Source organism: uncultured Finegoldia sp. (assembly GCF_947252345.1).
In the GTDB taxonomy this organism is placed as follows: domain Bacteria; phylum Bacillota; class Clostridia; order Tissierellales; family Peptoniphilaceae; genus Finegoldia.
Genome location: NZ_CAMXVC010000041.1, coordinates 1 through 11,783, shown reverse-complemented (window position 1 = coordinate 11,783; position 11,783 = coordinate 1). Strand labels below are relative to the sequence as shown.

Annotated in this window: 15 protein-coding genes; all 15 read left to right on the top strand. The window is 27.3% G+C overall.

The window, feature by feature from the left end; translation table 11 throughout:
- The first annotated feature begins 57 nt into the window (after positions 1 to 57).
- From Q0X02_RS07425 to Q0X02_RS07355, 15 genes are read left to right on the top strand one after another with little or no spacing between them, the layout of a single operon-like run.
- A complete protein-coding gene (locus Q0X02_RS07425) occupies positions 58 to 1,296 on the top strand; it encodes a hypothetical protein (protein ID WP_297813821.1) in 1,239 nt (412 codons plus the stop codon).
- Positions 1,290 to 2,477: a signal recognition particle-docking protein FtsY gene (gene ftsY / locus Q0X02_RS07420; RefSeq protein WP_297813818.1), complete on the top strand. Its 1,188-nt coding sequence runs from the start codon at positions 1,290 to 1,292 to the stop codon at positions 2,475 to 2,477. The genes Q0X02_RS07425 and ftsY overlap by 7 nt, the downstream gene beginning before the upstream one ends.
- A 51-nt stretch (positions 2,478 to 2,528) precedes the next feature.
- Positions 2,529 to 2,861: an Asp23/Gls24 family envelope stress response protein gene (locus Q0X02_RS07415; protein WP_297813815.1), complete on the top strand. Its 333-nt coding sequence runs from the start codon at positions 2,529 to 2,531 to the stop codon at positions 2,859 to 2,861.
- 41 nt (positions 2,862 to 2,902) lie between these two features.
- The gene (nusB, locus tag Q0X02_RS07410) at positions 2,903 to 3,316 is read left to right on the top strand and encodes a transcription antitermination factor NusB (RefSeq protein WP_297813812.1); all 414 of its coding nucleotides are present in this window, start codon (positions 2,903 to 2,905) and stop codon (positions 3,314 to 3,316) included.
- Positions 3,300 to 4,637, top strand: a complete 1,338-nt coding sequence (xseA, locus tag Q0X02_RS07405; RefSeq protein WP_297813810.1) for an exodeoxyribonuclease VII large subunit — start codon at positions 3,300 to 3,302, stop codon at positions 4,635 to 4,637. The genes nusB and xseA overlap by 17 nt, the downstream gene beginning before the upstream one ends.
- The gene (xseB, locus tag Q0X02_RS07400; protein ID WP_297813807.1) at positions 4,630 to 4,869 is read left to right on the top strand and encodes an exodeoxyribonuclease VII small subunit; all 240 of its coding nucleotides are present in this window, start codon (positions 4,630 to 4,632) and stop codon (positions 4,867 to 4,869) included. Before xseA ends, xseB begins: the two co-directional genes overlap by 8 nt.
- Entirely contained in the window at positions 4,862 to 5,671 is an 810-nt protein-coding gene (locus Q0X02_RS07395; RefSeq protein WP_297813804.1) for a polyprenyl synthetase family protein, read from the top strand. The genes xseB and Q0X02_RS07395 overlap by 8 nt, the downstream gene beginning before the upstream one ends.
- Before the next feature lie 2 nt (positions 5,672 to 5,673).
- Positions 5,674 to 6,432 carry a TlyA family RNA methyltransferase gene (locus Q0X02_RS07390; protein WP_297813802.1) on the top strand — a complete coding sequence of 253 codons (759 nt, stop codon included), beginning with the start codon at positions 5,674 to 5,676 and terminating at the stop codon, positions 6,430 to 6,432.
- A 4-nt stretch (positions 6,433 to 6,436) separates the two neighbouring features.
- Positions 6,437 to 6,889, top strand: coding sequence for an arginine repressor (gene argR, locus Q0X02_RS07385; protein WP_297813800.1), 453 nt, complete (start codon positions 6,437 to 6,439; stop codon positions 6,887 to 6,889).
- A gap of 4 nt (positions 6,890 to 6,893) precedes the next feature.
- Positions 6,894 to 8,591, top strand: a complete 1,698-nt coding sequence (gene recN, locus Q0X02_RS07380) for a DNA repair protein RecN (protein WP_297813797.1) — start codon at positions 6,894 to 6,896, stop codon at positions 8,589 to 8,591.
- 4 nt (positions 8,592 to 8,595) lie between these two features.
- Positions 8,596 to 9,141: an NUDIX hydrolase gene (locus tag Q0X02_RS07375; protein WP_297813794.1), complete on the top strand. Its 546-nt coding sequence runs from the start codon at positions 8,596 to 8,598 to the stop codon at positions 9,139 to 9,141.
- Positions 9,125 to 9,733, top strand: coding sequence for a site-2 protease family protein (locus Q0X02_RS07370; protein WP_297813791.1), 609 nt, complete (start codon positions 9,125 to 9,127; stop codon positions 9,731 to 9,733). The genes Q0X02_RS07375 and Q0X02_RS07370 overlap by 17 nt, the downstream gene beginning before the upstream one ends.
- Positions 9,730 to 10,437 (top strand): ScpA family protein, encoded by a 708-nt coding sequence (locus Q0X02_RS07365; protein ID WP_297813788.1) that lies wholly within the window; start codon positions 9,730 to 9,732, stop codon positions 10,435 to 10,437. Before Q0X02_RS07370 ends, Q0X02_RS07365 begins: the two co-directional genes overlap by 4 nt.
- Before the next feature lie 2 nt (positions 10,438 to 10,439).
- Positions 10,440 to 10,988 (top strand): SMC-Scp complex subunit ScpB, encoded by a 549-nt coding sequence (gene scpB / locus Q0X02_RS07360; protein WP_297813785.1) that lies wholly within the window; start codon positions 10,440 to 10,442, stop codon positions 10,986 to 10,988.
- Positions 10,975 to 11,691 (top strand): pseudouridine synthase, encoded by a 717-nt coding sequence (locus Q0X02_RS07355; protein ID WP_297813782.1) that lies wholly within the window; start codon positions 10,975 to 10,977, stop codon positions 11,689 to 11,691. Before scpB ends, Q0X02_RS07355 begins: the two co-directional genes overlap by 14 nt.
- Positions 11,692 to 11,783: the final 92 nt, after the last annotated feature.

Sequence of the window (11,783 nt, the reverse complement as noted above, 5' to 3'; positions counted from 1 at the left end):
GATTAGAATAACGGTCTCGTGGGCTCGGAGATGTGTATAAGAGACAGATCAAATTCTATGTATGAACCAGAGAAAAATATAAACGAAAATGAAGCTAAAAATGAAATTGACAATATTGAAAACAAACTAATTGAATTGTCCAAGAAAGTAGATATTCTGTTGGAAAATTACAATTCTGATAAAATGAATTTAATTAGTTTAAAATCTGAAGCTTCTTCATATAAGAGAGATTTAAATATTTACAATAATCAATTGAATGATGCTTATATAAGAAAAGATTATTTAACTAAAGCTATTGATGAAAATTCTCGCTATATTGAGTCATTAAGAAATGTCATTGCAGAAATAAAAACAAAAAAAGAAAGTATTGCCTATGAACTTTTTGATTATGATGGCATTATTGAAGAAATTAATCGCGAAATATTAGAATTAAAAGAATTTATATCTAATAAGAAGCGAAAATTATCTGAAATTGATGAACAGATTTACAAAACAAATGTTAATATGCAAAAAAACAAACTCAGCAATACTACTATTATAGAAAAAGCCCTTAATACTACTGAAAAATTAAATAATTTAAAAATTGATATTAATGATTTATATAAAATCAATATTGATACTGAAGAAATTGATGAAAGCATTAGTACTAGTCAAAAAGAAATAAATAAATTGTCTAATGAATTAAGAATCTTAGGTTCGTTCTCTATTGATAGCATAGAGGAATATGAATCAGTCAAAAAAGAATTTGATTTTATGACGAAAAATAAAAATGATTTGATAAATTCTCGAAATGATATACTAAATGCTATTAACAAATTAAATAAAGAGATGAAGAATATTTTTAGTGCGAAATTCAAAGAAATTAATGAAAAATTCGTTAAAATATTTCAACAATTGTTCAACGGTGGTTACGCAAATCTAAAGTTAACGGAAGACGATGTGCTAAGTTCTGGAATTGAAATTACTGCTCAACCCCCAGGGAAAAAGCTTCAAAGTTTAAATTTGTTATCAGGAGGAGAAAGGTCATTGACAGCAGTGGCTTTATTGTTTGCGATATTTGAAACAAGACCTTCTTCTTTTTGCATACTAGATGAAATTGATGCAGCTCTCGATGAAATAAATATAAAAAGATACAAGGAGTATTTAATAAAATTCAAAGAGAAAACACAATTTATTATTATAACGCATAGAAAGAGTACAATGGAGATAGCTAATATTTTGTATGGCATTAGCATGGAAAAAGACGGAATTTCTAAACTGATAAAATTAAATGTAGATAGGAGAGAAATATGTTAAACAAATTTTTTGACAAATTTAAATCCAAAAATCCATCCGATAATGAAGATGAAATCAAAGATGAGTTAAAAAATGAAAAATTTATTGATAATTATGATAGTCAAAATAAACTTAATGATTCACAAGGTGTTTTTGATGAAAAAATAACAGATGAACCTAAATTTAATTCTCATTCCAATAATTTTGATACTTTAATAAATGATGAAAATCAATATTTCGAAGAAAGACAATTTTCTAATGATAATGAAAATTTAGGTGAGTCAGATGATTTAAATGAAGGATTTTTCGAAAAATTAAAGAAATCATTGTTAAATACAAGAGATAATATCTCTAGTAAAATTGACAAAATATTAGCTAAATACAGAACTGTAGATGAAGAACTATTCGAGGAAATTGAAGAAACTCTTATTTCCGCAGATATTGGGGTGGAGACAACATTAACGATAGTTGAGCAATTAAAAAACAAGGTTAAACTAAAAAATATAAAGGATTCAATTGAAGTAAAGAAGCTATTGGAGGAAACATTAAAAGAAAATCTTGAAAATATTGATAATAATTTTGATGTTGAAAGCAAGACAATCATCCTTGTTGTTGGAGTAAATGGAGTCGGAAAGACAACAACTATTGGGAAATTAGCTATGAAGTTCAAGAATGATAACAAAAAAGTGATTATGGTAGCTGCTGATACTTTTAGAGCAGCGGCCATCGAACAACTTACTGAATGGGGAAAAAGAGCCTCCGTTGATATTGTTAGCCATGAAGAGGGCTCAGACCCTGCTAGTGTTGTATTTGATGGAATTAGTTCAATGAAAAGTAAAAATGCAGATATTTTGATTTGTGACACTGCTGGTCGTCTTCATAATAAGAAAAATCTTATGAATGAATTGAACAAAATAAAAAGAGTAATAGAAAAAGAATATCCGCAAGCAAAAAAAGAAATACTTCTTATTGTCGATGGAACTACTGGTCAAAATGCAATAATACAGGCTAAAGAATTTATGAACGCGACTGATTTAACTGGAGCCATAATAACAAAACTAGATGGAACAGCAAAGGGCGGTATGGTTTTTCCGTTGGAAATGGAACTAGGCATTGCCGTGAAATTTATAGGTATTGGTGAACAAGTAAACGACCTTGTTCAATTTGAACCTGGAAAGTTTGTTGAAGCAATATTAAATTAAAAATTGAATTTTTTTTCATTTTTTGATAAAATTTTTGTGTGGAGGAATAAAATGAATAATAAATTTAATAATGGATCTGTTAAGATATCCAATGACATAATTTCCCTAATTGCAGCAGAAGCTTGCTTGGAAGTTAAAGGTGTAAAATCTTTGATGACACCTACATCAGAAAAAGTAAATATTCAAAAAGGTGTGCAAAAATCAATTGTGTTAGAAATTCTTGATAATGCAGTTAATGTTAGAGCACATTTAGAGATAGATTCTGATTATAAGATTAAGGATGTTTGTCATAACGTCCAAAAAAAAATAAAAGAAAATATCGGCATGATGACGGGGTTAGTTGTAATAAATGTAGATGTTGTTTGTGAGAAAATTAGTAATTAGATTTAACCCTCTAACTAGAGGGTTATTTTTATGGAGGAAATATGTCAAGAAGACAATCTAGGAAAAACGCAATGCAGTTAATCTATGAAATGAATATTAATGAAGATTACAATAAAAGTAGAATTGAAGATTTCTGCAACTATCAAAAAATAGATAAAAATGATGAGCATTTTTTTAAAGAGCTTGTAAATAATTTTCTTGATAATTTTGATAGTATTGTCAATATCGTAAAAGTCAACGCAAAACAATGGAATTTTGACAGAATAAACAAACTAGATTTATCTATCATAGAATTAGGCGTATGCGAAATACTTTACTCAGAAAATACCCCTGACAGTGTAGCTATTAATGAAGCAGTGGAGCTTTCAAAAGAATTTTCAACAGAAAAATCATATAGTTTTATAAATGGAATTTTAGGTTCGGTAGTAAAGAGAAAAGATGATGCAAGTTTATAGTGTAAAAGAAATTTCTGATTATATTCAAAATACTTTAAAAAAAGATCCGATTTTATCAAACGTTTGGGTCGAGGGTGAAGTATCAAATTATACAAAAAACATTTCTGGCCATATTTATTTTAGACTAAAAGATGAAAAAGCATTGATTTCTTGCATGATTTTTAAGACAATGTCACTAGCAAAGACAATAAATATTAAAGATGGAGATAAAGTTAAGTTAAGGGGTAGTATAACAACTTACCAAGGCTCTAGCACATATCAATTACTTGTAAAAGAATGTGAACAATCTGGTACTGGTGATTTATTTAAAAAATATTTAGAGTTGAAATCAAAATTAGAATCAGAAGGTTATTTTGATGAATCAAAGAAAAAGAAAATTACAAAATATCCAAAGTCTATTGGTGTGATAACATCTTCAACAGGAGCTGCGGTCAATGATATTTGTAGAACAATTAAACGGAGATTTCCTATTTGTGATATAGTAATATACCATTGCATAGTTCAAGGTGAAAAGTCTGCTGAATCAATAATAAAGGGCATAGAATATATGGACGAACTAAACCTAGATACCTTGATTGTGGGTAGAGGTGGTGGTAGTTTTGAAGACTTGAACTCTTATAATGATGAAGATTTATTACTAAAAATATTTAACGCTAAAACACCTATAATTAGTGCTGTCGGACACGAAAATGATTTTATGCTATCTGATTTTGTAGCTGATTTAAGAGCATCAACACCAACTGCTGCAGCAGAAATGGCAACTTGTGATATTGATGAATTAGATGTATTTTTAAAAGAATGTTATTTTAAGATAAATAGAATTATTCAAAATAGATTTGAAGATGAAAAAGAAGAATTGGAATACTATAAGAAGCAATTAGATTTTCTTGGTCCACAAAATATTATTAAAGAACATTTGAAGAATCTTTTGATTCTAAAAAATGATTTAATAAAGTCTTATAATAAAAATTTAAAAGATAAATACAATGAAGAAATAAATTTACTTCATAAACTAAATTTATTAAAACCTGATAAGCTACTATTATTTGAAATCAACAAAATAAACGACATAAGATTAAATTTAATAAAAAATGTTATATCAAATATAGAATATAAAAAAATTAAGCTACAAACTTATGAAAATAATTTAGCACATTTAAATCCTGGGACTATACTTGAAAAAGGATACGCCAAAATTCTTAAAAATAATGATAGTATCTCATCAGTAAACGATGTGGACAAAAATGACGCGATAACTTTAATAATGAAAGACGGAAAAGTAGAAACTATTGTACGTAGCAAGGAGAAGTTCAGTGAATGAGTATAGAGAATATGACGAGGGCTTAAAAAGATTAAGTGCTATTGTTGAAAAATTAGAAGACAGAGATTTAAGCCTTGAAGAAAATATAAAGTTATATGAAGAAGGAATGAAACTTCATAAAAGATTGAGTTCTATTCTAAAAGAGCAAGAAGGGAAAATGACCTTGATAAAAGATGATAAGACGGAAGACTTTCAAATAAATATGCTTGTAAGTGATGATGATGATGAATAATAAAGAAATTGTCCTTGCGATTAATAATTTCATAGGAAAATTAAATTTTTCGAATGATAAAATCTCAGAAGCCATAAAATATACCATCGTAAATAATGAGGCAAAACGAATTAGACCTCTTCTATTCTTATTGACTTGTAATATGTTTGGTAACATTAACGATAAATCTATTAAATTTGCTACTGCTATTGAACTCATTCACAATTATTCTCTTGTTCATGATGATTTAGAATGCATGGATAATGACGACTACAGAAGAGGAAAGTTAACTGTGCATAAAAAGTATGGAGAAGACATTGCAGTACTTGTTGGAGATGCATTGTTAAACACAGCATTTGAAATACTTACTGATGAAATAGAAAATAAAACTGATGCAAAAAGTGCAAATTATATTGCAAAAAGTTCAGGGTGCAATGGTATGATTAAAGGACAATTGCTAGATATAAGCGATGATATTTCAGAAGAGAATATTATAGAAATTTATGATAAAAAGACATGTTGCTTGTTGAAAGCCTCAACAGTAAGTGCCGGAATTTTATGCAATGCAGACGAATTTCAGATAAAAAAATTAGAAGATTATGCTTTTAATCTGGGAATGGCATTTCAAATAATTGATGATTTGTTGGATTTTGATAATGATTTCAAAATGGGCAAAAAAACTTATGCAACAATTTTTGGAAAAGAAAAATCTATTAATGATTCAAAAATTTATTCAACAAAAGCTATCAATTGTATAAGAACATTTAAAAAGCCTGATTCCTTAATTGAACTAACAAATAAATTATTAAAAAGGGAACATTAATTATGAGAATTGATGTTTATCTCTGTCAAAACAATATAGTGTCTTCCAGAAACAAGGCAAAATCACTTATTGAGAAAGGATTAGTCTTCTATAAAAACAAGATTGTGACAAAGCCATCTTTAAATATCAGCACTACGGAAGTAGAAATAAAAGATTATCATAAGTATGTTGGCAGAGGAGCGTACAAACTACTAAAGGCATTTCAAGAGTTTGAAATTTTGAATAATGATATTTGTTTAGATATAGGTTCATCGACAGGAGGATTTACTCAAGTTTTATTAGAAAATGGGGCTAAAATTGTTTACGCGATAGACGTTGGAGACAATCAAATGGTTGATGAATTAAGAAATGACAATAGAGTTCGTCTATATGAAAATACAAATTTTCGCTATATTGACGTTGAAAATTTCCCAAAATTTGACTTAATAGTATGTGACGTTTCTTTTATTTCAATTAAATTGATATTACCGAATGCCTTTAAAATGTTAAATAAAGATGGTGAAATGATTTTTTTAATCAAACCACAGTTTGAAACAAAAAGTAAAAATCACATAATAAAAAACAAAAAAGAACACTTAATCATAATAAATGATATTAATAATTATCTGATGAAAATTGGTTTTTATATTTCTCAAATTACCTTTAGTCCGATAAAAGGGAAAAGCGGAAATATAGAATATTTAATCCATATTACTAAATCAGATAACAAAGATATAAATTTCAGAAATGTTGTTGACTCAGCATTTAATAATTTGAGGTAGAAATATGAAAAAATACACACGACAAAGATTGATATTAGATCTTATAGAAGAAAATGAAATAAGAACTCAAGAGGAATTATCTGACTATTTGGAAGCTCATGGTGTTAGAGCTACTCAGGCAACAATTTCCAGAGATATTAAGGAATTGAGAATTTCAAAAGTTCAAACAAGAGAAGGGGAGTATCACTACGCAATTATAGATACTGTGCATGATTCGTTAAATGAGAGATTGGATAAAATATTCAGATCATCTGTATTGACAATAAAACACAACGAGGATATGGTTATAATCAAAACTATTTCGCACACTGCTACTGTTTCAGGAATGGCTATAACAAATGCTAAATTAGAAAATATAGCTGGGATTTTAACAGGCAACGACACTATTTATATAACTGTTGAAGATAAATCTGGTTTAGATAAATTGGTTTCAGAAATAAAAGCAATAATTAGGTAAAAAAATGTTAAACTCTCTTTATATAGAAAATTTTGCTATAATCGATAAAATTAACGTAGATTTCACAAAAGGTCTAAATATTATAACTGGTGAGACTGGTTCTGGAAAATCAATTTTAATCGAAGCATTTGAGCTATTATTGGGCAAAAGATTTGACAAAAGTTTTATCAGAGATATGTCAAGAAAAACTATTGTTGAAGCTACATTTATAATTACTGACCCAGTTAAAATAAAAAACATTCAGGAGCTAGGATATGATGTAGAGGATGGAACTATTATTATTTCAAGAATTGTAGATTCAAATCTTAAAAGCATTAATAAGCTTAATAATAGGTCCATCACGTTATCTACGCTCAAATTATTGATGGCAAAATTAGTAGATATTCATGGTCAAAATGGCACTCAATCACTTTTAAACAAAGATTTTTATCTTGATTTGATAGATTCATTCAACAAAGATAAATCTAATGAAATCAAACGTAAATTAAAAAAAATAATCGAAGATATATCTTCCTACAAGAAATTTTATAAAAGTTTTAATATTTCTAATGAAGAGAGGGACAGACAATTAGATATTATAAATTACCAATTAGATGAGATGTCACAAATAGATTTGGAAAATATTGACGAAGAATCATTGGAAAATGAATACAATAAACTTTCAAATGTTAATTTAATCAAAAATAATTTAAATGAAGTTTTATTGTTATACTCAGATGATAGTTACAATCAAAATGACATCAACTCAATGTTTAATTTAATTATCAGTAAAATAAATGCGATAGAAGAATTTGATGGCGAAGTTAAAACATTAAAAAATGATGTAGAGAAAATTTATTATGATATGGATGATTTGTTTTCTAGGATTAGTTCGTATGCTTCAAACATCTATCAAGATGAGTTTCAATTAAATGAATTAGAAAATAAAATAAATATACTGACAAATTTAAAAAGAAAATATGGTAAATCTATTGATGATATAATTGCATTTAGAAAGAACTTACAAAAAAGAGTTGAAGAGCTAAATGAAATTTCAGATAATAAAAGTAGATACAAAAGTTTGATTGAAAACAAAAAGCTTGAGGGCTTAAAATTATCTGATGAACTTCATTTTTTTAGAATAAAGACAGTAGAAAAATTAGAACAATTAATTGTGAAAAATTTAATCGATTTAAATATTAAACATGCTGATTTTAAGGTTCATTTTGCAAAAATGACTGAATTTAACGAAAATGGTTATGATGAATTAGATTTTCTTATCAAAACAAATTTAGGTCAGGATTTTAAACCTTTGAGTACAATAGCATCAGGAGGAGAAATTTCTCGTGTAATGCTTGGATTCAAATCTGTAATTTCTGATTTCGAAGATATTGATACTTTGATTTTTGACGAGATAGATACCGGGATAAGCGGTAGGACAGCATTAGTAGTTGGACAAAAACTTATAGATTTATCAAGTAATAAACAAGTTATTTCTATTAGTCATTTGCCACAAATCGCGTCTTTGAGCGATAATCACATCTTGATTGAAAAAATTGATATAAACGATGAAACAAAATCAATATTAAAAGTATTAAATACTGAAGAAAAAGTGAATGAAATTTCTAGGTTAATAGGTGGAATTAACATAACAGAAACAACAATAAAGCAAGCTAGACTTATGATTAATCAGGCAGATGAGTTAAAAATTAATAGGAGATAGTTATATGGTTTACGATGAAAAAACAATAAAATCAGAAATGATTTATGAAGGAAGAATATTAAACTTAAGATTAGATACTGTTGAACTTCCAAATAGAAAATATTCAAAAAGAGAAATTGTTGAACATTCAAAAGCTGTTTGTATTATTGCAATAAATAAAGATAAATTATATTTCGTAAAGCAGTTTAGAAAGGCTGTAGATGAAAAATTATTAGAATTACCTGCAGGGTTAATTGAGCACAATGAAACACCAAAAGAAGCAGCAATAAGAGAAATGAGAGAAGAAATTGGATTCAATTGTAAGAAATTGACTTATTTATTTGACGCTTATTCTTCTCCTGGATTTACCAATGAAAAAGTTAGCTTTTTCTTAGCAGAGGACCTATTTAAAGATGAATTAGAAGCTGATGATGATGAATTTTTGAATATTGAATTAATAGAAATGGAAAAATTAATCCAAATGATTGAAGATGGAATAATAATTGATGGTAAGACTATAATGGGTATTTTATATATTTTAAGGAATTGGGACAATGTTAGAAACAATTAATCATTATATAATTATAATATTAGTTTTATTACCAACAATTGTTCTTCATGAACTTGCTCATGGATATGTTGCTTATTGGATGGGTGATGATACAGCAAAAAATATGGGAAGGTTGAGTTTTAACCCTATTGACCATATTGACCCAATAGGAGCAATTAGTTTGATATTATTTAAATTTGGATGGGCCAAACCAGTGCCAATTAATTCCTACAAATTCAGGAATAGACATTTAGGTATGTTTTTGGTATCAATAGCTGGCGTAGTTATGAATCTTTTAATTGGACTATTTTTTTCAATTATTTATGTAAAATTTTCTACAAGCAATCAAATTTTATCAGAAATTTTTAGCCTATTTATTGTTTATAATGTATATTTTGCGGTATTTAATTTAATTCCTGTTCCACCATTAGATGGTTCAAAAGTCGTTACCGCTTTTTTTCCAGGAAAATTTTTGGATTTTATGGCTAAATATGAAAAATACACTTATATTATATTATTATTGTTGATTTTTTCTGGCGTATTGAGCAAGGTTTTAACTCCTATAACTTCTTTTATAATTAATTTTTTTATTGGACTAGCGATGGTAATATGAGTTTATTAGTTGAAATTAACGAATTTAATGGACCAATGGATTTACTATTAAATTTGGTTGAAAAAGAAAAAATTGACATCGAAAATTTAGATTTATCAAAAATAACAAATAAGTTTATTGAAGAAGTTGAGAATTTGAAAAATCATTCAACAAAAGATTTGACTGATTTCATTTACTTGGCTTCTACTTTATTATATATAAAGTCCAAAAAGTTATTACCTAAAAATGATTTTGCACAAGATGATACAATTGATGAGGAAATCATAAAGCAAAGGTTGATTGAGTATAAAAAATTTAAAGAGATTTCAAAACAATTATCAACTTTAGAAGAAATTTCATCCAAGCATTTCAGAAAAATGAAAGAAGATCTAACCTTTTTTCAATCTGAAACTGAAAATCTTATTCTTCCAGATATTAACTTACTATCTAAAACTGTGATTGAATTACTGAGCAAGGTCAACACTAATATAAAAATTGAAGAAACTGAAATTATTGAAGCAGAAGAATATAAAATTGAGGATTGTATAGAAGACATATTGTGGAAGATTGAAAAAAACAAAAGATACTCTTTTTCTTATTTTTTATCAAAAAAAACAAATAGAAAAGAAGTTATATCTGTATTTTTAGCCATTTTGGAATTATTAAAATCTAATGTTTTGAAAATTATAAAAGATGATAAAGATATTGAAATATCATTGAGGTGAATATGGAAGATAAAATTTTACGCAACAAAATAGAATCATTACTTTTTTTGTGGGGAGAACCGTTGGATTTATCTTCAATTTCTGAAGCCATTAAATTAAACAAGAAAGATACAAGAAAATTGCTCAATGACCTCACTAAAGAATACGAGTTTAGAAATACATCTTTAGAAATAAGATGTGTCAATGATAATTATCAAATCCAAACAAAAAAGGACTATCATGAATTTTTAAAAGAAATTTTTACCAAAAACAAAAACACTAAACTCACTAATACAACTATGGAAGTATTGTCTATTATTGCATATAAACAACCAATAACTAGAATAGAGATAGATGAGATTAGAGGTGTAAAATCTAGTTCCTCAATAGATACACTTATCAAAAAGAATTTGATAAAGGAAGTTGGAAGACTGGATAAAATTGGAAAGCCTATCTTGTTCGGCACTACCGATGAGTTTCTATATTATTTTAATATTAACTCTATTAATGAATTACCAAAATTAAATGAGATTGAAAAATTAATTAAGGAAAGAGAAAATGAGGATAAATAAGTTTATTGCTGAAAGCGGATATTGTTCAAGACGAAAAGCAGATGATTTTATAAAAAATTCAAAAGTTTTTGTGAATAATAAAGTTCTTAAAGATTTTTCATATCAAGTAAAAAAAGGCGACATTATTAGAATCAATGATGAAAAAATTGAAATAGATAATAGTAAATTATATATCGCGATGAATAAGCCTGCTGGGTATACATGTACAGTAAAAGACAAATATGCAGAAAAAAAAATAATTGACCTAATTGACTCAGATACAAGGTTATACCCTGTTGGAAGATTGGATAAAGCTTCTCGTGGATTAATTATTTTGACCAATGATGGTCGGTTTACTTACGAATTGACTCATCCAAAATTTTATCACAAGAAAATATATGAAGTAACTGTACAAGGTAGACCCAAAAAAGAAGAAATTTTAAAAATATCAAATGGCATTATAATTGATAATTATAAATTAAAAAAGTCTATTATAAAATTTATGAACAATATAGGCAATAACACAAAATTTATGGTAACTATTTTCGAAGGAAGAAATAGACAAATTAGAAAAATGTTTGAAAGTATAAACCATCCGGTAATTGATTTGAGAAGAGTCCAAATTGGTAATTATAGAATGCCAAGAAATTTAAAAGAAGGAAAGTATACTTATCTTACAAGTAATGAACTAAATTTAATAAGAGGTTGTGATGATAGAAGTTAGAATTGCCAACAATAACGACGTTGACTCATTAGTCAATTTGGGATCTGTCTCTTATACACATCTGACGCTGCCGACGAAACCTTATGGGTGTA